We start from the raw sequence: 21,919 nt of genomic DNA on the forward strand, positions 1-21,919 counted from the left end.
AGCATCGTATTCATGGCACATTGGGTTACCTAACGCCTGTTCAGTATCGTCAAGAAGCCCTTAAAAAAGTTGTCTGATTTACTGTTGACAATCCAACCTCCTACAGCTCGGTTAGTGGGATTTTTCCCTTTATTCACCCGCCAACTGGCCATCTACAGCTCAGTTAGTGGGATTTCTCCCTCTATTCGCCCGCAAACTGACCTTCTACAGCTCAGTTAATGGGATTTCTCCCTCTATTCACCCGCAAACTGACCTTCTACAGCTCAGTTAATGGGATTTTTCCTTTACTCCAGCTAAACCACCTCATCTGCACTATCGCAAAGTTCTCCAGGCATGTAACCCACGCATAACCCACTCAAGCTACTCTAATCTAGCAAACTTCCGAATCGCAATCGACATAAACTCAAATAAGAGGGAAGCTGTGCTCCCCTCCATAAGCAACTTCTAAACTTGTCCAAAACAAACTTCGGTACAGGCAGCACAGCTCGTAAATTTAGGCCCAAGCAGGCGTAAAGAGAATAAACCGTTTTACTCCAACTTCGTTACACCGGGGGCCGTACAGACTGCCCCTGCTGAAGTGCAGGCGGAAAGCGGTACGTAATCGGCACCGCAGCATCCTGATCCTCGATCAGCGAGAGCATAATCTTCGCCGCCTGCATCCCCATCTCGTAGGCCGGCTGGCGGATAGTCGTGATCGCCGGGTTGTAGATCAGGGCAAACTCGGCATCGTCAATGCCGATAACGGACAAGCGGCCGGGAATATCAACCGAATGGCGGTTCGCATATTTCAGGATTTCGCCCAGCACAAGGTCATTGGCGGCTACCAGCGCCGTCGGCGGTTGCGGCCCGTTTAGCAGCTCATCCAGCGCGGCGGAAATCCGCTCCCTGGGCACGCTGCACATATAACGCTCATTCAGCGGCAGGCCCGCCTCCTCCATCGCCTTCTTATAGCCGCTCATCCGCTCCTTGCGCGGAGTAATCGCGTTCTCCCCTAGCGGCAACGACAGGATGGCGATGGCCTCATGGCCGTTGCGGGTCAGCTCCTTCACCGCTGTCTTGACGGCCATTTCATTGTCCAGCAGCAGGCTCTGGGTCGTTACTCCCTCAACCAGCCGGTCCATGAACACCAGCGGATACTCCGCCTCAATCAGCCGCGTGTAAGCCGAGGACTGGTGACCGGTCGGAAAAATAATCAGCCCGTCCACCTGGCGCGCCACCAGCGTCTCCACATACGTATTTTCCTTATCCGCGTTCTCGTCGGCATTGCAGATAATGACCTGAATGCCCCGGCGCTGCAGCTCATTCTCGATTGCACGAATGCACTGGATCGAAAGCGAGTAGTCAATATTGGCGACAATGATCCCGACCATATGCGTGCGGTTCTGCTTCAGGCTGCGGGCCAGGCCGTTCGGCTGATAATTCAGCTCCTCGATTACGTCGGCAATCCGGTTTTTGGTCGCTTCGCTCATGTATTTAAACCGTTTATTCAAAAATTGTGAGACTGTGCTCTTCGAGACTCCCGCCTTCCGGGCCACATCCTCAATCGTCAGTTTTTTCATCTTTTCCGCTCCACTCCGCATAAAAAAGCCATACCTTTGATATTATCAAAAGTATAGCTTTTTTTTAGTAAATTATCCAGATAAAATGAACTAAATTTATTGTTTACTGCAGAGGAATTAACCGCCTTTTTTATATTCCTGAGACTGATAGTCGTAATACCATTGCTGCCCCGTAAACAGCACGATCTCCGCAGTATATTTCTTTCCATTGAGCTCATAATGGGCAACTCCAGAACCCTCCAGAACACTATAAACATTTTGGCTAAACAGAATGACAGTCGGTTTTTCTTTATTCTCTATTAATACTTCCTCCTTGAGGAGCTGGCTTTTTCCGCCGGCAATATCATAGAGCTTGTTCTTCTGAATATACCCGCCTTTTCCGTCCTCCGTATAATTAACTGCCAATAACTCCTCCCTGTCGGGATTAATAGCCATAAAGGATCTGTAAACGGTAAACGAAGCATCTAAATTCAGTATCTCCTCCGGAGCAGATACCTTGCCTGCAGCCGCTTCTTTAAGATTTATTCTGGAAAGTTTCCACTTCCGAAAATCCCGCTCCTCCCCGAGCCTGTAGGAATAGTGTGCCACTAGAAGATAATCTCCTGCACTATAAAATTGCCCCAGACCAAAATAAGTCTGTGCACTCCCTACATACAAAGGAAAAGTATATATTCTTTTGGCGGAATCCGCCGAGAGCTCCACATGTCCCTTAGGAGTCAGGTACAGTGAATAGGGTTCCGTATTACGTGTGTATTTCGGCTTGAGGTAATCCGTCATCGGCGGCGGCGGTGACCAGACAATCCCCAGCGGTGTTTCCAGTACCTGCGCATAAGTCTTAGCCACATTGGACGGCAGCGGCATATAATACTTTACACCACCCAGCTCAAATTCGGCCGATCCCAGCGGCGGATTGTAAGCCTCGGCTGCTGCGGACGTCGTTGCAGAAGGGGAGGCAGACGGCGGTACCGCTGCAGCATTCTTTTTGCCAAAAAAGGAGCTTATCTGAGCCGTGTAACCCTCTCCGTCCCCGCCCGCTAGCGGCCACAGCAGCGCTCCAAGCAGCAGAACTGCCGTCACTCCAGCAAGACCAATGCGCCTGCGCATAATAACCTTCCCTGCCCCGTTACGGCGCTCGGCAGCAAGCTCAATCCGGGCCATCAGCTGCGGGGTGAATCCGTCTTCCGCGAACGGGCCGCGTCCAGCCTCCCTGTACCATTCGGGCTTCTCTGATTTTACTTCCGCCTCATCCTCTGCCTGTCTGTGCTTCATCGCTCATCCTCCTCCAGCGCTTTTCTCATCTTCTCCCTGGCCCGGGACAGCCGGGATTTCACGGTTCCTTCGGCTACTCCGAGCAGGGCGGCCATTTCCGCAGTGGACAATCCCTGCTGAATCTCCAGCACCAGCACCTCCCTGTGCTTATCGGGCAGCTCCATAATCAGCTCCCAGATGCGGTTAACATACTGCTTGCTGAGCGCTTCTTTTTCGGCAGACCATGCTTGTCCGGGAGCCTGGCCTTTTCCCAGCGGAATGAACCGGTGCCAGAAGCTGTTCCGTCTCCAGCTGAATGCAGTGTTACGGGTAATCGTCAGCAGCCAGGTCTTCAGGGTGGCGCTGCCCCGGTATTTGCCAATATTGCGGTGTGCCTTCAGAAATACCTCCTGGCTGATGTCATTCGCCTGCTCCCGGCTGCCGGTCAGGAAATACGCATAATTCCACACATCCCGCCCGTAAGTCTCCATCATTTCCCGCAGCGTCATGGACGGCGCATAGGCTACGGCATACGGTAACTCTTCACTGTGCATATTCTCACTCACCTCTTTGGTCAATAAGACTCTCCGGACTGCATTTGGTTCCCTCAATCTTCCAAACATTATACTTAATCCTTATACGCCGAAAATAATTTGCACTTTTAACTTAAAAAAAATAGTTTTTTACGTTCATTTTGTCGTTTTCTTGCGTTGTATCCTGTGTAATACAGGAATATAATAACAGTAATCAGGCATAAGCTGCTGTGTTGTACAGCAAAAACGGGGGATTATTGTGAAAAGCAAAAAAGTAACGCTCACCGAAATCGCCAATGCACTCGGGCTGTCACCGGTGTCAGTCAGCAGAGCGCTGGCGGATCAGGGCGGCATCAGCGAGGAAATGAAAGCCAAGATTGTGCAAAAAGCAGCGGAGATGGGTTATATCCGGCCCCGCAAGGCAGCTCCTCCGAAAATTCTGGTACTGCACCAGAAGCCGTATCAGCATGACAACAGTAACTTCAGCTATAAGGTTCAGGGAATCGAAAAGGCGCTGCAGCAGGCCGACACGGATTACAGCATTGAATTTGTCGATAAGGAGCACCAGAACAGGCAGGCTTTGCCCTACCGTTTAAGTAAAGGCTACAAGTTCGACGGGGTCATTTTTATCGGGCGGTTTAACAGTGACTACATTTCCTTTATTCATAAACAGATTCCGGCTCTGATTCTGTATGTGGGTTACTCACCGGCCTATGATTACGACAGTGTGTGGTTCAGCTTCCTGCACGCCGGCTACAAGCAGTGCCAATATCTGATCGGCCGCGGGCACCGCGCAATCGGCTTTGTAGGTAATCTTAGCGCCTACCGCAACAAGGAAAAGAAAACAGGCATCACCTCCGCGCTGGAGGAGCATGGCCTGCCGGCTGACGGGGCGCTTTTTTGGGAGCGTGATGAGGCGCTTGGGAGCAGGCTGTCCGGGCTGATTGCCGGCGGAGGACTTCCGACCGCTTTTATCTGTGAGCATGACTTCACGGCCGTAGAGCTGATCCGTCTCTTGCAGGAGCACGGGATCAAGGTACCGGAGGACGTTTCCATTCTCAGCAGCGGCAACACGGAGATATCCGCTCTTTCAACACCTCCACTTACTACGATGGACCTGAATATCGATTACTCCTGCCAGAGAGTGGTAGCCACACTGCTCAACCGGATTGCCGATCCGCAGAAGCCTGCGGAGAATATTGCTGTGCTTAGCACTTTTGTGGAAAGAGAATCCGTAAGGAGCATCTGAGACTGGCAGGTGTATTTTCAAAAGGTGGGATGTCAATGAAATCCTCTATATTGCTGCGTTTTTTCAAAGCCCGCAAGACTGATTATCTGATCGGGTTTTCTTTTATGTTCGCCGCCTCCTTTATCCAGACGCTTTTTCCTAAAGTGTTGGGCCACGCAGTGGATTTAATGAAGGTCAGCGGCTTTGACACCCGGCAGGTGCAGCTTCAGGTGCTGTGGATGTTGCTGATTGCCGCCGGCGTGTTCACCTGCACTTTTTTATGGAGAAATATCATTATCAAAAGCGCACGCAACCTCGAATGTTACCTGCGGGAAGAGCTGGTCCGGCACTATCTGAAGCTCTCTCCCTCCTTTTATAACAGCCGCAAGACAGGCGATCTGATCGCCTATGCCATCAATGATATTTCCGCGGTACGGATGACGTTCGGTCCGGCTACGGCGATGTCGTTCAACGGCATTGTGATCTGCTGCTCCTCCATTTACTTCATGTTCGCTACAGTCGATCCCCGTCTTACCCTGGCTACACTTGCCCCATTGCCTTTTATCATTGTGATTATGCTGTTCAGCAGCCGTAAGGTTCAGACCCGGTTCAGAGTGGTCCAGCAGCAGTTCGGCGCCGTGTCGGGCAAGGTTCAGGAAAATATCTCAGGAATCCGTGTCATCAAAGCCTATGTGCAGGAGCGTTCGGAAATGGAGCGCTTCAGCGGGCTGAGCAGCAAGATGAAACAGGCCAATCTGGATCTGATCCGTATCTCTGCCGCGCTGCCGGCGATGATCGAATTCGGCTTTGCGGTCTGTTTTGTCATTAATCTGGTGTACGGCAGCCGGCTGGTCATGCGCGGGGACATCAGTGTCGGTGATTTCGTCGCTTTTAACGGTTATTTGAGCCTGATCATCAGCCCTATCGTGTCCATCGGCAAAATCGTCACTACGATCCAGCGCGGAATAGCCTCTCTGGGCAGATTGTATGAGGTATTGCGGGTGCAGCCTGACATTACGGATTCGCCGCAGGCGGCAGAGGTGCAGCCTGAAGGAGAGGTCCGGCTTCGTAATCTGACCTTCTTTTACGATGGCTCGGATATGCCTGCCCTGCACAACATCTCGCTCTGCCTCCCCAGGGGACACAGCCTTGGCATCATCGGCCGTACCGGCTCCGGTAAAAGCACGCTCGCTTCGCTGCTCTTCCGCTTCTACAATGTGGAGCCGGGGCAGATCAGCCTGGACGGCAGGGATATCAACGATTACAGGGTTGAGGCGCTGCGCGGAGGAATGGGTTATGTGCCGCAGGACAGCTTTGTTTTTGCCGCTACAGTTAAGGATAATATCGCCTTTTTCAAAGACGGCTACAGTGAGTCTGAGGTCCGGCAGGCGGCTGAGTCCGCACTGATCGCTGACAGCATCAGCGGCTTTCCGGACGGCTATGATACGATTCTCGGGGAACGCGGCGTCAATCTGTCAGGCGGACAAAAGCAGCGGCTGGCCATTGCCCGCGCCCTAATCAGTGATCCGGCCATTCTGATTCTGGACGATGCGCTGTCGGCAGTGGACAGTGTGACGGAAGGGCAGATTCTGGCGAACCTCAAGCAGGTCCGTGCAGGCAAAACCAATATTCTGATCTCGCACCGCATCTCGTCCATTAAGGAAGCGGATGAGATTATCGTGCTCGACAAAGGGGTTATCGCCGAACGCGGTACGCATGAACAGCTGCTTACGAAAGGAGGACTGTACTTTGATATCTACACGGAACAGCATGAAGACGGCCATTAGTCCGCGTCCCAAAAAGTCTGGGTCCGGCGCAGTAAAGCTGCTGCTGCGGTTATCCGCCCCTTATAAGCTCCAGCTCCTCCTGGCTTGCGTCTGCGTCGTTATTGTTAATGCCGCTTTTCTGGTCCAGCCGCTGCTGCTGCAGCGGGTTATTGACCATTTTCTGATCGGCGGTGCGGAAGAGCATGGTCTTGATTCTATTCTTGGTCTGGCCTTGCTGTATCTGCTGGTGTCGGCGGCGGGCTCCGGCTTTTCTTACCTGCAGGCGCTGATTGTGGCCAAAGCCGGACAGAGCCTGATCCATGATCTGCGGGTCAGGGTGTTCGGAATTATCGAGCGGCTGCCGTTGTCCTTTCTCGACCGCACCTCGTCCGGCCGGCTCATTACCCGGGCGACGAATGACACCGCTGAGGTCAGCGACCTGTATACAGACGTCATTATTTCGCTTGTTAAGGATGTGCTGCTGCTGATCGGCATTATATACGCCATGCTGATGCTTAGCCCGCAGCTTACGCTTGTTTCTTTTACCGTTATTCCGGTGATTGTATTCCTGGTCTTGTTCATCAAAAACAAAATCAAAAAGAACTTCTTCCACATGAAGCATTACATCGGCCAGATCAACGGCTTTATTGCCGAGAGCGTTGCCGGGATGCGGGTCATTCAGATCTTCCGTGCGGAAAAAGAGAAGGAGGAGCAGTTCCTGAAGCTGAACGGGGACTACTTCCGGACCACGCTGATTCAGGTGCGGCTCAACAGTATCCTGAAGCCGGCATCGGATATGTTCCAGAGTCTGGCGATTGCCATTCTTGTCTGGTTCAGTGTCGGCCAAATCTCCGGCGGCGTGCTGCAGATCGGTGTACTTTATGCGTTCACGACCTATATCCGGCAGTTTTTTGCCCCGGTCTCTGATCTTGCGGACAAATATACCTCCATTCAATCCGCGCTGGTATCTACGGAGCGCATCGATGAGCTGCTTCGCGAGGAGGAACGGCTGGAGCAGCCGGAGAGCGGAGTCGCTGTGGAGCGGTTGGACGGCACCATTGAGTTCCGCCATGTCTGGTTTGCCTACAAGGATACCGACTGGGTGCTGAAGGACGTCAGCTTTGTGATCCGCAAAGGGCAGACCGCGGCATTCATCGGCGAGACTGGTGCGGGCAAAACGACCATTATCAGTCTGATCAACGGTTTTTACCAGGTGCAAAAGGGAGAAATCCTCATCGACGGCATCAACGTCAACGATATCCGGCTGGATGATCTGCGGCGGAACATTTCCGTTGTGCTGCAGGATGTCTTCCTGTTCTCGGGCACGATCCGCGATAACATTACGCTGGGCGATGAGATTGCGGAAGAAACTGTACAGCATGCGCTGCAGGCCTCCTGCGCCATTGAGTTCGTGCAGGATTACCCCGGCGGCATCAACGAGCCGGTTACCGAGCGGGGCGGAACACTGTCAGCCGGACAGCGGCAGCTTCTCTCCTTCGCCAGGGCCATTGCCCATGATCCGGCGATCTTCGTGCTGGATGAAGCTACCGCGAACATCGATACTCGCACGGAAAAGCTGATCCAGCAGGCCATCGACAACGTGGCCCGCGAGCGCACCACACTGATCATCGCCCACCGGCTGTCCACCATCGCCGGAGCGGACCTGATCATCGCGATGAAGAACGGGCGGGTTGCCGAGTCCGGGCCGCCCCGCAGGCTGCTCGAGCGGGAGGGCTATTATGCCCGGCTGCTGAGGGAGAGCCGGGCGCATGTGGTGAGTTCTTGAGAGACTGTGTAGCGTGTTTTATTTATTATGCTCACAAAAATCCCCATGCAGTTCTCCTGCTTGGGGATTTTTTAAGAGTTAGCTCTTTTTCTCTGCGGAGTTGTTTTCTTAAAGGACGACAAATCCATGCTGCTAAGAACTATTCGAGCAGGTTTAGAGTTTTTAGATTGCTCATACCAGTCTTCTAAATAATTAAGTGCTTCATCATAAACATGTCACGGATAGAGTTACATAATGGAGGATACATCTTATATTTCATTCTGCTGCAATGGAACTTAGTTCATTGTATTGAGTGTTATAACATACCAAAAATAGAAGCAACAAACAATTCTCCCAAAACCAACTTATTTTAAAACATTCATTTTTCAAATGCGCTTTTGGAATCTTTTTATATTTATGGATTTATGTTAAAATAATTTATACAAAATTCATAAGGTGGCGAGAGAAGATTAAAACCAAATTCTTCACGATCTTAATGATTGCACTCTTTGTACTTTTAACTGGTTGCACAAGTGATGGCTTTGTATTAAAAGGAGAGAGTGATAGTTGGAAGGGTGATTATAGAGTTACCTTAGATAGCCAAAGAGAAACAAGTAAGTTAACTCTTTATTATAAGCTCGATAATTGGAAAGATGTAGGTAGTTATACTGTAACCGTGAACGATGGAAGTATAATATTAAAAGAAGAAGGCTTATTAAACCGCACAATTACTATTCCAGTAAACAAAATGAATAGCACAGTGTCTAAAGATAGTAGCATAAAAATAGATATAAGTTGGGATGATCATTCAGAAACTTTAACATTAAAACAATAACAAAAAAAGAGAAAGGATACGCCGAATTATCGGGTATCCCTTCTCTTTTATGCTGAAAAGCTTGGTATAAAAGCGCTTCTTGCGTCTGGTTTACCTGGAATGGTTGCCCCAAAAACCTCTGGGCAAATAATGGCTCAGGCTATCCTCAAGGAATTTTCTCCCTTGAAGAACGGCTCTATTTGAGTTCATCCCATTCCATTTGCAGGTAGCGCTCAATAGCCCTACCCTGTCACTTCACAGGCTACTGGCACTCGTATGCTTAATTAGTCAGGCTTCTGATGACTTTTAACCTCATTTGTATTTATCCTATACCGTATACGGATCTCCTCCTCCACCCTAAGCTGCACCTCCCCGTGCAGATCCGTCCGGTATATTGCCGCTCCCGCTTCCTCCAGCCGTTCCAGCACACCGGCATTCGGGTGGCCGTACAGATTGTTGACTCCGGCAGAGATTACTGCAGAAGCTGGCTTCCAGAACTCCAGCCAGGCTGCCCCTGTAGACGTCTTGCTTCCGTGATGAGCTACTTTTAGCACATCTATAGGTCCTGCTTCCCGGATTCCAGCCTGCTGCGCAGCCTGAATAATCTCTTCCTCAGCCGCTTCATCCATATCTCCCGTAAAAAGAAAGCTGCGGCCGTTCATCTCCAGCCGGAACACCACCGATTCATGGTTCTGCTCCTCCACTTCCGGAAGCAGCGGCTCTGCTGCCCTCATTGGTTCCGGCCAGAGAAAATGCAGCTCCGTCGTTTTATCCGGAGCCAGCACCATTCCCTGCTGCACAGCATACAGCCGGACACCCTTGGCAAGGGCCGTGTTCATCAGCTTGGCGTAAGACTCCGTACCGGCCAGCGTACCGTTGAACAGCAGCGCCGATACCGGTATTCCTTCCAGCACAGCCTGCAGTCCGCCCATATGGTCCTGATCCCCATGGGTCAGGATCACCGCATCCAGCCGGTGAATCCCCCTCTGCTTCAGGAGCGGCAGCAGGGTTTTGGCTCCCACCTCAAACGGGCTGCGGCGGATGCGCCACTCCTCTCTGTTACCGAAGCTTACCGTTCCGCCGCCGTCGACCAGAATGTGAGCCCCTTCCGGTGTCGTAATCAGAATGCTGTCACCCTGGCCTACATCAAGGTAGCTTATGGTTCCCGCACCGTTCAGCTGTTCCGTGTAGTAACCCTTGTACAGCAGTAAACCCAGTGCCGCAGCGCATAGTATGGCTGCATAACCACTGCCGCCCAGTCCGGATTGAACTTCCATATAAGACGGATACGGGAATGTATCACGGACTCCCCCTGCTCCCGGTTGCGCAAGCCCAGCCAGCGGCCTGGTCTCATCCTCCATATACTGCGGGATAAATCCCGCCTCCCTCCTCCGCTTCAATGCATACAGCAGGCCGTAGAGCAGTGCGTAATAAAGGCATATCCACAGCAAAGACGGAGAGGCCCAGATCAGCACGCCTGCTGTAAACCCGTTTACCCATTCTACAGCCGCAAAGGTCCAGTTGTTCAGCAGCTCTGCTACACCTGCAACCGCAGAAGCACCGGCATCCCAGATTCGTCCAAGCAGCAGCGCAAGGGTGCCCAGCGGCAGTACCAGAAAAGTAATAAAGGGAACGAGCAGCAGATTAGCGATAAAAGACAGCAAAGAAAACTGGTTAAAGTAATACACCGTCAGCGGAAAAGACACCAGCTGTGCGATCAGCGTTACCGTTATGGAACTGCCCAGCCACTTGGGGAGCCTGCCGAACAGTGGGGCTGCCAGCGGTGTATACACCATTAATCCGGCCGTTACCAGAAAAGACAGCTGGAAGCTGACACTGAGCAGAAAATAAGGATTCCAGACCAGCATCATCAGTGCTGAAGCGGCGAGAATATTCATGCCATCCTTTAGCAGTCCCAGCCTCGCAGCCAGCAGGGCGATCATGCTCATTAGTCCGGCACGCAGAATCGACGGCCCGGCGCCGGACAGCAGCACATAAACCGGTACCAGCAGCAAAGTAACAGTCAGTGACGTTTCACGGGTAAACCGCAGTCGCCGCAGCAGGAACAGGATGACTCCAACATAGACAGCCACATGCATTCCCGAGATCGCCAAAATATGCGTCAGCCCCAGCTGGGAGAACTGCTTGAAGGTCTCGGGATCAAGGTCGTCCTGAATGCCAATGACGAGCCCCTTCATATAACCGGCATGCGGCTCCTTAAATAACCGGTCCATCTCGGCGCCAAGCGCAGCACGGGCTGCATCATTCCAGCGCAGAATATTGGACAGCTGCCAGGATACAGGCGGCACAGCCGTTACACTCGCTGCACCCTCACCCTTAAGCAGCCAGTGAATCCGCTGTGTCTGCAGGTACGCACGGTAATCAAACCCGCCAAAGTTCCGCGCCACCGGCGGCAGCGCAAGCTCTCCCGTGACGGTTACCCTGTCTCCCCGCTGCCACTGCGCCGCCACCAGAATTTCACTCTCCGCCTGCAGCTTGACCTGCACAGCGATCTGTTCGCCTGCGGGATCGGCAGCTGCTGTTGAAGCTTCCGCTGCCGGCTTGCCCGCCGCTGACCCGTTTATAGACTCCGCTGCTTGCAGCTTTGCCGCCGGAGCTTCCGCATCCTGCCCTTCCTGCCCATCTCCTGTAATCCCTATCAGCTTCAGCGTAAAATCCACCCGGTCCCCGTCCCGCTCCACCGGGGAAGCAACCACGCCTTCGGCTGTTATGTATGTCTCATTCAGTCCGGCTTCCGGCTTGCCCAGCGCCTCCGGCAGCAGGCTGACATTGCGTGCCTCTGTCCACTTCCAATACAGCGCTGCCGCGGCCAGCGCCAGCACAAGCACAGCGGCCGTTCTCCACCTGATTCCCCCTCCAGCCGCCCAGAGAGCAAGCAGCAGCAGACAGACTGCGATACTTGCCAGCAGCTGATATCCGCCAAACAAGCAGCCCGCGGCGCTGCCGGCAATCCAGCAGATGGTGAAGCTTAAAAGCGGTTTCCTGTTCATTTCCTTCCCTCCCCTGCATAATCTGCCAACAGCAAAAAGAACCCCTGCGTACGCAATCCATGCGTGTGCAGAGGTTCTTCCTCTGTTAATCATCGTATTCAGTTGCCATCCCGGTTACTCTGATACCGTAATCATCGTTTCCTTCGGCGGCTCGTAATTCTCCAGCTGACGGAATATAATGCCCTTTGATCCCAGCATAGCCTCTACCTTCTTCATATCCTTGCGGTAAGGCCGCAGATAGACAATCTCGACAATACCGCTGTTAGCCAGCATATTGGCACAGGTCCAGCACGGCTCATCCGTTACATAGACGGTGCTGCCCTCACGGTCGCTCCGGTCGGTGAACAGCAGCAGATTCTGCTCGGCATGGATGGTGCGGATACAGCGCTGCTTCATCACCATCGTCTCCGCGCCGTCAACAATCTCCCGCTCATATTGCTCAGAAACCATGCAGCCGGCCTCCGAGCAATCCGGCACGCCCATCGGCGCCCCGTTATATGCCGTTCCAAGCAGCTTTTTTCCCTGCACCAGCACAGCACCGACATGCCGGCGCGGGCAGCGCGAACGGGTGGAGACCATACAGGCAATGTCCATGAAGTACGTATCCCAGTTTTTGCGGTAGGCCACAGTCATCAGTAATCTCCACTTTCTCTTAATAGTTGTTCACTATTGTAACATACTGTGGCACTGTTTCAATATGATTAACCGGGTTACCTTATCTGCTCTCCTGAAAAGGCTGTCTCCTCAGGTCCTTTGGCCGGAGCCCATTCTTTTTTGCCTGGGCATGCCAGAAAGAATGGGTGGCCGCCATGCGCCAGGCGATTCGCGGGAAATTCGGCTGAATGAACAGCGAAACCGCACTGCTCCGGGTGAGAATTGCAGCTGAGAGCTGATCCATCGCCTTGCCGAGATTCTTCAGCGGGCCTTTCCCCAGCGGCACCTGGCTCAAAGATTTAAACATTTCTCCAGCCCCGTGCCCGATGGCCATTCCGAAGCGGAATCCGCAGCGACTGCACCAATTGCGCACAATATCCGCAGCAATAGTGCACTGATGGCCCTCATAGAATCCGTTATTGATCAGCGCATACACAATAAGCTCCGGATTGCCCGGCTCCTGCTGCCGGAATTTCTCCATTTCGACCATCATCCGCAGCAAATGCGAAGGAATGGCATCAAAGTAGAGCGGAAAAGCCAGCACCAGTACGTCAGCTTCGTTCAGCTCCCGGTATTGCTCAGGCTTCAGCGGCTTCACGTTAACCCGGTACGCATTAAGCTCGTTGCCTTCGGCGATAAGCGGCTTAAGCTTTTCCAGCAGAATTCCGGAATTGCTTGCCCCGCCCTTGGGACTGCCGTTAACCAGCGCAATTCTCATCACTGCACCTCCTTGAGGCTGTTAAGCGTATCGTAAAAAGAAACCTTGTAACCAGACGCATCCAGATTGAGCGCATTGGCCCGCACCAGTGACCTTGCCGTTTCGCGTTCCACCTCGCTCATGCCTTCCCCGTAAAAATGAACCGTGAATCGGATCTGGCGCTGATAGCGCTGCTGATGATGGGTCTCTCCGTTTTTGGTCAGAAAATAAGGCAGCACATAGGGCAGCGTCCGGTTCAAAACATTGCTGACAAACGGGCTGTAGCCCCCGTACACGTTACGGGTGATGAATACGTATTCCTCACAGGCGGCAAGCCGTTCGCCCATATGCTTATAAGAATCCTTTAGCACACAGGTGCCCGGAGTGCGGACCCAGCAGCCGAAGCAGCCTACACAGTGGCGGATGGCTTCCACATTCCCAATTATTTCGTCGTTATCCCTGCTGAAGCCGCCGAGCAAGGCGTTATAATCCTGCTCCGCCAGATCATGCACGATCAGTCTCATTCTCTGTTCCTCCCGATTGAAGAATGACTTGCCATACCTCCTGCCAATTCCCCGAATAACGGACGCCGCTGCTGGACAAAAGAGAAGCTACCCCGTGGACAAGCGACCAGTAAGCCATCAGCATTGTACCGTCCCGTTCAGGCGGGAGCCCCAGACTGCGGAACAGCCGGTAGGCTGTCGTCCGGAATACCGCAAACGGCGGGTAAGCCGGGAGCCCTTCATCTCCCCCGTCCACCTGAATCGTAATGCCCGACTGAAAGAACAGAAACGGCAGATAGGCCGGATGCTGCTCAAAAAAAGCAATATAGGCCGTGCCCAGCTCCCCCATTGCTGACAACGGGTCTTCCTGTCCTTCGACAGAAGCCTGCAGGGAAACCGTAAACTGTTCGGTAACATGATCCGCCATTGCCGCCAGCAGCTGCTGGACATCCTTGAAATGACTGTACGGAGCTGCGTGGCTAACCCCGCATTTGGCCGCAACCTTGCGAAGGGAGAACCCCCCCAACCCTTCCTCATTAATCAGCTCAATGCCAGTTTCAATCAATGTGTTTCGTAGATCGCCATGATGGTAAGGTTTCTGCTTCAAAAGATTATTGTCCCTTCTCTCAAACTTTACACTGTAAATATATCCTTATAACCTGACAGTGTCAAGATTAAACTTTACACTATTTACTAATTAAAAAGTAACCAGCCCCTCCAGCTTTTCCAGCATTTTGGGACCGATTCCCTTTACCTTGCCCAGATCGGCCAGGCTGCGAAAGGCCCCCTTGCTGCTGCGGTAATCAATAATGGCCTGAGCCTTCTTCTCTCCGATCCCCGGCAGGTTCATCAGTGCAGCAGCATCAGCTGTATTCACATTAACCCTCCCGTCCGCCGCTGCGGCCGTACTCCCTGCAGCTCCTGCAATTCCTGCTGCATCTGTTCCTCCACCGCCTGCGGTTCCCTGCGCACCCGTTCCCGCTGCATCACTATCTTTTACCGCTTCACCATTAGGTTCAGCTCCCGGCGAATCACTGCCATTCACCGTTTCACTACTTCCCGCAGCTTCTGCCGTCCCGCTGTTCACAGCTCCGCTGCTCACCACAGCTGCCGCCGCGCCTTCATTTCCGCCTGCCCCAGCCGGGTCCGCATTGCCTTCCGTCTTACCTGCAGATGCCGCATCTGCTCCTTCCTCTACTCCCAGCGCCTGCGCCATTCCCGCATTCAGTGTCCCCCAGCCGTCAATTCCTTCCGCAGTCCTGTGATCCGCAGCCCAGACCAGCCCGCCGCCCAGCAGCGCAGCAACGATTGCACATCCGATCGTTCTTTTGTTCATCAGCTAATCCTCCTTAATTTGAATGGAATTTTATTCAAAAACTTGAGTTAAACTTGTCATTTGTCCAAGACTCGCCGGCATACATTGAAGGAAGAGTATTCCTGTAAGCCCAGTAACATAAGAAAGGAGGTTACCGCAGGATGAAAGTGGGATTTATCGGAACAGGCAGCATGGGCGGTCTGCTCATCGACACCTTTCTTAGTTCGGGAGCGCTTGATCCAGGCAATATACTGGCCAGCAACCGCAGCCCGGGCAAGCTGCTGGAACTTCAGAAGCTTCACCCCGGATTGACTGTGTGTTCAAGCAACATTGAGACTGCGTCAGGCAGCGATATTGTTTTTCTGTGTGTCAAGCCTTTGCAGTTCAAGGCGCTGACTGATGAAATTGCTCCTTACCTGCGCAGTGAGCAGATTGTCGTATCCATTACAAGTCCTGTCCAGCTCCACCACCTGGAATCCGCTCTGCCGTCCAAAATTGCCAAGATTATTCCCAGCATCACCCACTCTGTCAAGAGCGGGAGTTCTCTTTGCATCTTCGGAAGCAGGTTAAATAAAAAAGACAGGCTGTCACTGCTCCAGCTGTTCTCCTTCATTGGCGTGCCTGTTGAAATCCCGGAGAGCCACACCCGGATTGCATCGGATTTCTCCAGCTGCGGCCCGGCGTTCCTCAGCTATTTCCTGGAACGGTGGATTGAAGCGGCCGTTGCCGCAACCGGCATTGAAGAGGCGCTGGTCAGCCGGCTCGCCGGTGAAATGCTGCTCGGCACCGGTAAGCTGCTGACGGAAGGCTCCTTTACTCCCCAGGAGCTGCAGGAACGTGTCGCCGTCCGCGGCGGCATCACGGCAGAAGCACTGAATCATCTGCGCACCAGCCTGGAAGGTGTATTCGAGCGGCTGATTACGACCACTCATGACAAGTATGATGAGGATGTGGAGCAGCTGGATGCTTTTTTCGGCCGCGACGGAATGGTTCAGAACCCGCTTGACCTTTAGGCAAACTTCTTTCTAACAAAAAACCCGCAGCACGGATTTCTCCGTAGCTGCGGGTAGAGTTGCGTTCTTCGCTTAACCCACTACAATATTTACGAGCTTGCCGGGTACTGCAATGATTTTACGGACCGTTTTGCCGTCAACAGCGGCTTTAACGTTCGGCAGGGCCAGTGCATGCTCTTCCATTTCCTGCTTGCCCATATCTGCCGCCACCAGTGCGCGCTGTACAATTTTGCCGTTCACCTGTACAACAATTTCCACTTCAGCATCTACTGTCCAGGCTTCATCGTAAGCCGGCCATGGAACATAGCTGATGCTTCCCTCATGTCCAAGCAGCTGCCACAGCTCTTCAGCAATGTGCGGTGCCAGCGGCGACAGCATCTGCACAAAGTGCTCTGCCGCTTCCTGGGACAAGGTCTCCTGCTTGTAGGCATCGTTGATGAAGATCATCAGCTGGCTGATTGCCGTATTGAAGCGCAAGCCTTCGAAGTCCTCGCCGACCTTTTTCAGCGTTTTGTGCCAGGTGCGTTTGAACTCGTCGGTTCCGCCGTCAGCCGTAATCTTGCTGCTCAGGCTGCCGTCCTCATTCACGAACAGGCGCCATACGCGGGACAGGAAGCGGTGTACGCCTTCCACGCCTTTTTCATTCCACGGCTTGGTTGCTTCCAGCGGCCCCATGAACATTTCATATACACGCAGGGTATCTGCGCCGTAAGCCTCCACGATTTCGTCCGGGTTGATAACATTACCGCGCGATTTACTCATCTTCTCGTTGTTATTCCCCAGGATCATCCCCTGGTTAACCAGCTTGTGGAACGGCTCCTTCGTATCCACTACGCCGATATCGTACAGTACCTTGTGCCAGAAGCGGGCATACAGCAGGTGAAGCACCGCATGCTCGGCACCGCCGATGTACAGGTCAACCGGCAGCCACTGCTTCTGCTTCTCCGGCGAGCACAGCTCTTTATCATTATGCGGATCGATATAACGCAGGTAGTACCAGCAGCTGCCGGCCCATTGCGGCATTGTATTGGTCTCACGGCGGGCTTTCATACCGGTCTCCGGATCAACGGTTTCCACCCATTCGGTTACGTTTGCCAGCGGGGATTCACCGGTGCCAGAAGGCTTGATGGCGTCAACGTCCGGCAGCATCAGCGGCAGCTGATCTACTGGGACCGTCTTCATTGTGCCGTCTTCCAGATGCAGAATCGGAATCGGCTCACCCCAGTAGCGCTGGCGGCTGAACAGCCAGTCACGCAGGCGGTAGGTCACCTTGCCTTTGCCGCTGCCCTGCTCCTCCAGCCAGGAGATCATTTTGGCCATAGCTTCCTTGTTGTCCAGCCCGTTCAGGAAATCAGAGTTCACATGCGGGCCGTCGCCGCTGTATGCCTCTTCCTCGACATCGCCGCCCTGCACCACTTCAATGATGTCCAGGCCGAACTGCTTGGCGAATTCCCAGTCACGGGTATCATGGCCCGGAACTGCCATAATCGCCCCGGTTCCGTAGCCGGCGAGTACATAATCAGCAATCCAGATTGGCACTTTAGCGCCGTTGACCGGATTAATGGCATACGCCCCGGTGAATACGCCGCTTTTTTCTTTTGCCAGATCCGTACGCTCCAGATCGCTCTTGCGGGCTGCCTTGTCACGGTATTCCGCTACAGCAGCAGCCTGTGCTTCCGTTGTAATCACATCCACCAGCTTGTGCTCCGGTGCCAGGACACAGTAGCTCGCACCGAACAATGTATCCGGGCGGGTAGTGAATACTTCCAGGCTTGCATCATGGCCGTCAATCGCAAAGTGGACTTCCGCGCCGGTGGATTTGCCGATCCAGTTGCGCTGCATATCCTTGATGCTCTCTTCCCAGTCCAGCTCATCCAGGTCCTCGAGCAGGCGTTCCGCGTACTCGGTAATTTTCAGAATCCACTGGCGCATCGGTCTGCGCACAACAGGGTGGCCGCCGCGTTCGCTTTTACCGTCGATAACTTCTTCATTCGCAAGTACCGTTCCCAGCGCTTCACACCAGTTCACCGATACTTCGGCAACATAAGCCAGACCGCGGTTATACAGCTGGATAAAAATCCACTGGGTCCATTTGTAATATTCCGGATCCGTTGTACTGATCTCGCGGTCCCAGTCATAGGAGAAGCCCAGCGATTTGATCTGGCGGCGGAAGTTATCGATGTTCTTAAAGGTAATGTCACGCGGATGCTGCCCCGTATCCATCGCATACTGCTCTGCAGGAAGGCCGAAGGCATCCCAGCCCATCGGATGAAGCACATTGTAGCCGCGCATCCGCTTGTAGCGGGAGATAATATCTGTCGCTGTGTAACCTTCCGGATGGCCTACATGCAGGCCTGCTCCCGAAGGATACGGGAACATATCCAGCGCATAAAATTTCGGTCTGTCCGCATCTTCACCTGTCTTGAAGGTTTTGTTCTCGTCCCAGAACTTCTGCCATTTCGGCTCGATGGTCTGGGCACGGTAGCCGGCTCCGGCTGCTGTGCTTGTTTGGTTTTCGCTCATTTCTCATTTTCCTCCTCGGAGTCCTACTGACTGTAACAAAAAAACCTCCCATCCCCAGCGTATAAACGCTAGGGACGAGAGGTCTGAATTCCCGTGGTACCACCCTAGTTAGCAGCCGGACATGCTATGTCTGCCGCTCACTTTGACACCCTCTATCGGGGGTGAGCCGACGGCGGTTCACACACTGGCCTGCAATTGATCAATTACAGAACCCTGCGGCTTGCGCCATTACTCCGAGGTGAGTTCATCCGCTTCGTTAACCGGCTTGCACCTGTACACCGGCTCTCTGAGCTAACGTCCAGCGAACTAATACTCCTCATCATCGATAACGATTTGGTGAAGCAAATATTACACAATATTATATACAAATTATTTGCCGATAGTCAACGTTTTTACCGCCCTAAATCGGCTTGCGCCGGATATAGTAGGTAAACAGGTGCTGAATCACGACTTTCCCGGCGGCAAAGACCGGCACTGCGAGAATTAATCCGATCATTCCGGCAACTTCGCCGCCGACCAGCAGGGCAAAAATAATCAGCAGCGGATGCAGATGCAGCCTCCGTCCTACAACCTGGGGAGAGATGACATTGCTCTCCAGCATCTGGCACAGCGTATTTACAACCGCCACCAGCAGCACAAGCCGAATTGAGATTGTCGTGGCCATCACGATCGCCGGGGCAGCCCCGAGAAACGGGCCCATGTAGGGGACGATGTTAAATACAGCCACCACGCAGGCAAACAGCAAAGCGTAAGGCATGCCCACAATCACGTAGCCGATATAAGCCAGCACGCCGATAATGAGGCAGACGAGAAACTGTCCGCGGATGTAATTGCCCAGCGCATCATCAATGTCCTTCAATAGCTTGACAATCGATCTGCGGCGGGAGCGGGGCAGACAGGATACCACCGTCCGTTCAAACACATCGAAATCCTTCAGGATATAGAACACCAGAAACGGCACGATAAACGCATTGAACAGAACCCCGATCGTAGATCCGATATTATCGAGAAAATGGGAGATGCCCCCGGCCAGCCGGTTCTCCAGCTGATAAAACCAGTTGTTCATCCCTGTCTCCACCCCCGGCGGGATCAGTCTGGTATTCATGCTGCGCATCAGCCCCTGGGCGTGCAGGGTCATTTCCGGCAAATGCTCATTCAGCTCCTCAAGCTGCTCAATAAACATCGGAATCAGGTTGATGGCGATCACAGCAAGCGTGGTCAGGAATACCGTATAAATCAGCAGCACCGCCACACTGCGCGGCATCTTCCGGCCGGCCAGCATGCTGACCACCGGGTTCAGAACGTAAGATATAATCATGGCAGCCAGAAACGGCGCCAGGATGGCTTTTAAGAACACAAAAATCCCTTGCAGCATCGGACGGAGCAGCCAGACAAAGTATAGAATAATCAGGGTCAGCAGCACTCCGATCATCCAGCGGAACCCTTTACTTTTGGACCATTGCTCCATGTTACCCCTCCTATCCGATTCACTCTGAGCAAGCAGGCAATATCAGTATGTGTGGGAGAGCGGCGAAATACTCTTGTCCCCCATGCAAAACATTGTTTTTTTGTTATTCCGCTCCGGAAGTTGGTATAGCTGCCTGAAGGGGCATTGGCTAAAATACATATTGTAAAACGCTTTCACTTTAAGGAGGGATGTATTAATGAACAGGTTATTCAAAAGTTGTGTTGCTTGTCTCGTTCTGCTGCTCACGGGAATTCTCGCAGGGTCACCGGCCGTTTCTGCAGCCACTGTCTTTGATGAGCCCCTGACCTACTTTAATTCCGCAACCTGGCAGAAAGCAGACGGCTACTCCAATGGCGGAATGTTTAACTGCACCTGGCGCGCCGGCAATATCTCCTTTACAAGCGGCGGACAGCTTCGCCTGGCACTGACCAGCCCCAGCACCAACAAGTTTGACGGCGCAGAACTGCGGTCCGTATACAAATACGGATACGGTAAGTATGAGGTTAGCATGAAACCGGCAAAAAACAGCGGAATTGTCTCATCCTTTTTCACCTATACCGGTCCCTCCGACGGGAATCCATGGGATGAAATTGATATCGAGTTTCTGGGCAAGGATACAACCAAGGTTCAATTCAATTATTACACCAACGGGGTCGGAGGCCATGAAAAAATCGTAGATCTTGGCTTTGATGCATCCCAAGGCTATCATACTTATGCTTTTGACTGGCAGCCAGGGTACATTAAGTGGTATGTGGACGGAGCACTGAAGCATACGGCGACCAGCAATATCCCGTCACACGCCGGCAAAATCATGATGAACCTCTGGAACGGAACAGGTGTAGACTCCTGGCTGGGTTCATATAACGGGGCTAATCCGCTATACGCCTATTATGATTGGTTAAAGTATACCGGTAACTAGTAAGGGAATAGAGCCTTAACCTTTAGAAATTGTTATTCAGCTTGACACATTGGTATGGCGGCAGTACCCGTCATTAAGTACGATAATAGCAAGAAAAGAATACAGGAGGAACCGCATTGATACGCAGGAAGTACATGAAAACGCTGGCAGCAGTGGTGGCTCTTACATCGCTAGTTGTTGGCATTAAAGCCATCACTTCATCTTCATCCAAATCCGCCGCAGGGAGTGTGGGGGACGATTTCACAAGGTTTAACGAAGAGTTCTGGAAAAAAACAGACGGATACTCCAACGGCTCTATGTTCAACTGCACCTGGAGTGAAAAAAACATCACCTTCAGCGATGACGGTCAGATGATTCTTTCACTCACAAGCCCTGCATCCGGCGAATTTTATGGTGCGGAGTACCGTTCGCTTGAGAAGTACGGTTATGGATTGTATGAAATCCGGATGAAGCCGGCCGTTAACCCCGGAATCGTCTCCTCCTTCTTCACCTATACCGGCCCCTCGGAGGATGAGCCCTGGGATGAAATTGATATTGAATTCCTGGGGAAGAACACGCGGCAGGTACAGTTCAATTATTTCACTAACGGTGTTGGCGAGCATGAGCAGGTAATTGAGCTTGACTTTGATGCTGCAGAAGAATTTCACTGGTACGGCTTTGAGTGGAAAAAGGATGCGATCACCTGGTATATCGACGGACGCCCTGTTCACACGGCAACCGAGAATATCCCCTCTACTCCCGGGCGGATCATGATGAATCTCTGGAACGGAACAGGTGTAGATTCCTGGCTTGAGCCTTATGACGGCAAAACCCCGCTCCATGCTTACTATGACCAGTTCCGCTATACTCCGGATAAATCGTCGGATAAGTAATCAATCCGGTGCTTATCCGACAAGAAACCGC

The 21,919-nt window shown here is 52.7% G+C and carries 18 protein-coding genes; 7 read left to right on the forward strand and 11 right to left on the reverse strand.

Annotated elements, in window-relative coordinates:
• Nucleotides 1-542 precede the first annotated feature (542 nt).
• From M2108_RS23280 to M2108_RS23290, 3 genes are all read right to left on the reverse strand, one after another.
• Nucleotides 543-1,559, reverse strand: a complete 1,017-nt coding sequence (locus M2108_RS23280; RefSeq protein WP_277471830.1) for a LacI family DNA-binding transcriptional regulator — start codon at nt 1,557-1,559, stop codon at nt 543-545.
• Nucleotides 1,560-1,676: 117 nt separating this feature from the next.
• Nucleotides 1,677-2,828 carry a hypothetical protein gene (locus M2108_RS23285; RefSeq protein ID WP_277471829.1) on the reverse strand — a complete coding sequence of 384 codons (1,152 nt, stop codon included), beginning with the start codon at nt 2,826-2,828 and terminating at the stop codon, nt 1,677-1,679.
• Nucleotides 2,825-3,385, reverse strand: coding sequence for an RNA polymerase sigma factor (locus M2108_RS23290; RefSeq protein ID WP_346780573.1), 561 nt, complete (start codon nt 3,383-3,385; stop codon nt 2,825-2,827). The genes M2108_RS23285 and M2108_RS23290 overlap by 4 nt, the downstream gene beginning before the upstream one ends.
• A 214-nt stretch (nt 3,386-3,599) precedes the next feature.
• On the opposite strand from M2108_RS23290, the gene M2108_RS23295 reads away from it, so the two are divergent.
• From M2108_RS23295 to M2108_RS23310, 4 genes are all read left to right on the forward strand, one after another.
• A complete protein-coding gene (locus M2108_RS23295; protein WP_277471828.1) occupies nt 3,600-4,589 on the forward strand; it encodes a LacI family DNA-binding transcriptional regulator in 990 nt (329 codons plus the stop codon).
• Between the two features lie 35 nt (nt 4,590-4,624).
• Nucleotides 4,625-6,355, forward strand: coding sequence for an ABC transporter ATP-binding protein (locus tag M2108_RS23300; RefSeq protein ID WP_277471827.1), 1,731 nt, complete (start codon nt 4,625-4,627; stop codon nt 6,353-6,355).
• Nucleotides 6,318-8,120 (forward strand): ABC transporter ATP-binding protein, encoded by a 1,803-nt coding sequence (locus tag M2108_RS23305; protein ID WP_277471826.1) that lies wholly within the window; start codon nt 6,318-6,320, stop codon nt 8,118-8,120. The genes M2108_RS23300 and M2108_RS23305 overlap by 38 nt, the downstream gene beginning before the upstream one ends.
• 475 nt (nt 8,121-8,595) lie before the next feature.
• A complete protein-coding gene (locus M2108_RS23310; RefSeq protein ID WP_277471824.1) occupies nt 8,596-8,934 on the forward strand; it encodes a hypothetical protein in 339 nt (112 codons plus the stop codon).
• A gap of 263 nt (nt 8,935-9,197) precedes the next feature.
• Here the strand turns inward: M2108_RS23310 and M2108_RS23320 are convergent, their stop codons facing one another.
• From M2108_RS23320 to M2108_RS23345, 6 genes are all read right to left on the reverse strand, one after another.
• Entirely contained in the window at nt 9,198-11,924 is a 2,727-nt protein-coding gene (locus M2108_RS23320; RefSeq protein ID WP_277471823.1) for a ComEC/Rec2 family competence protein, read from the reverse strand.
• 114 nt (nt 11,925-12,038) lie between these two features.
• Nucleotides 12,039-12,557, reverse strand: a complete 519-nt coding sequence (locus M2108_RS23325; RefSeq protein ID WP_277471821.1) for a deoxycytidylate deaminase — start codon at nt 12,555-12,557, stop codon at nt 12,039-12,041.
• A gap of 82 nt (nt 12,558-12,639) precedes the next feature.
• Entirely contained in the window at nt 12,640-13,296 is a 657-nt protein-coding gene (locus tag M2108_RS23330; protein WP_277471819.1) for a flavodoxin family protein, read from the reverse strand.
• The gene (locus tag M2108_RS23335) at nt 13,296-13,799 is read right to left on the reverse strand and encodes a flavodoxin family protein (RefSeq protein ID WP_277471818.1); all 504 of its coding nucleotides are present in this window, start codon (nt 13,797-13,799) and stop codon (nt 13,296-13,298) included. Before M2108_RS23335 ends, M2108_RS23330 begins: the two co-directional genes overlap by 1 nt.
• Nucleotides 13,780-14,385, reverse strand: a complete 606-nt coding sequence (locus M2108_RS23340) for a TetR/AcrR family transcriptional regulator (RefSeq protein ID WP_277471816.1) — start codon at nt 14,383-14,385, stop codon at nt 13,780-13,782. Before M2108_RS23340 ends, M2108_RS23335 begins: the two co-directional genes overlap by 20 nt.
• Before the next feature lie 90 nt (nt 14,386-14,475).
• A complete protein-coding gene (locus tag M2108_RS23345) occupies nt 14,476-15,114 on the reverse strand; it encodes a ComEA family DNA-binding protein (protein ID WP_277471814.1) in 639 nt (212 codons plus the stop codon).
• Nucleotides 15,115-15,254: 140 nt separating this feature from the next.
• Between M2108_RS23345 and comER the strand changes: the two genes are divergently transcribed.
• Complete coding sequence (comER, locus tag M2108_RS23350; protein WP_277471812.1) at nt 15,255-16,106, forward strand: late competence protein ComER; 852 nt, start codon at nt 15,255-15,257, stop codon at nt 16,104-16,106.
• Between the two features lie 72 nt (nt 16,107-16,178).
• Here the strand turns inward: comER and leuS are convergent, their stop codons facing one another.
• Together leuS and M2108_RS23360 are read right to left on the reverse strand one after the other, a co-directional pair.
• Nucleotides 16,179-18,629 (reverse strand): leucine--tRNA ligase, encoded by a 2,451-nt coding sequence (leuS, locus tag M2108_RS23355; RefSeq protein WP_277471811.1) that lies wholly within the window; start codon nt 18,627-18,629, stop codon nt 16,179-16,181.
• Between the two features lie 400 nt (nt 18,630-19,029).
• On the reverse strand, nt 19,030-20,097 hold the full coding sequence (locus M2108_RS23360) for an AI-2E family transporter (protein ID WP_277471809.1): 1,068 nt from the start codon (nt 20,095-20,097) through the stop codon (nt 19,030-19,032).
• Between the two features lie 196 nt (nt 20,098-20,293).
• Between M2108_RS23360 and bglS (M2108_RS23365) the strand changes: the two genes are divergently transcribed.
• Together bglS (M2108_RS23365) and bglS (M2108_RS23370) are read left to right on the forward strand one after the other, a co-directional pair.
• Nucleotides 20,294-21,016 carry a beta-glucanase gene (bglS, locus tag M2108_RS23365; RefSeq protein ID WP_277471807.1) on the forward strand — a complete coding sequence of 241 codons (723 nt, stop codon included), beginning with the start codon at nt 20,294-20,296 and terminating at the stop codon, nt 21,014-21,016.
• A gap of 134 nt (nt 21,017-21,150) precedes the next feature.
• Nucleotides 21,151-21,888, forward strand: coding sequence for a beta-glucanase (gene bglS, locus M2108_RS23370; RefSeq protein WP_277471832.1), 738 nt, complete (start codon nt 21,151-21,153; stop codon nt 21,886-21,888).
• The last annotated feature ends 31 nt before the right edge of the window (nt 21,889-21,919 follow it).

This window comes from Paenibacillus sp. PastM-3 (genome assembly GCF_029893965.1).
Classification (GTDB): domain Bacteria; phylum Bacillota; class Bacilli; order Paenibacillales; family Paenibacillaceae; genus Paenibacillus_AQ.